Raw genomic sequence first — 398 nt, 5'->3', positions numbered from 1 at the left:
GAATAACCATGGGTGTGGTGACCAACAAGCCGCAGTTGGCGGCTCGCGAAATCCTGCTGCATTTTGGGCTGACGGAACACCTTGGCGCGATCGTTGGCGGAGACGCGGTGACATACCTGAAACCGGCGCCCGACGCTCTGCTGCTGGCGCTCGACCAGCTTCAGGTCGAACCTCGTGACGCGCTGATGGTCGGAGACAGCGGCGCCGACGTGGCTGCCGCGCGCGCCGCCGGCATGCCCATCATTCTGCTGCGTGGCGGCTACACCCAAATTCCGGTTGAAGAGCTTGGCGCCGATCTCGTTTGCGACAACCTGTTCGACCTGCCTTCCGCGATGCGCAGGCTGCAAGACGCCGCCTGACCGGCGCCAACCACCAGGCGGGCGCCGGCCGAACGCAGT

At 65.6% G+C, this 398-nt stretch carries 1 protein-coding gene; it reads left to right on the top strand.

The window, feature by feature from the left end; all coding sequences use genetic code 11:
* Positions 1-359 (top strand): HAD-IA family hydrolase (locus EOA86_RS38280; protein ID WP_128345906.1); only part of this gene is annotated, 359 nt, incomplete at its 5' end.
* Between the last annotated feature and the right edge of the window lie 39 nt (positions 360-398).

Origin of the sequence: Mesorhizobium sp. M5C.F.Ca.IN.020.32.2.1 (genome assembly GCF_004023105.1) — a bacterium.
Classification (GTDB): Bacteria; Pseudomonadota; Alphaproteobacteria; order Rhizobiales; family Rhizobiaceae; genus Mesorhizobium; species Mesorhizobium wenxiniae.
Note: the sequence above shows the minus strand (reverse complement) of the source record. Positions and strands in the feature narration are given on the sequence as shown.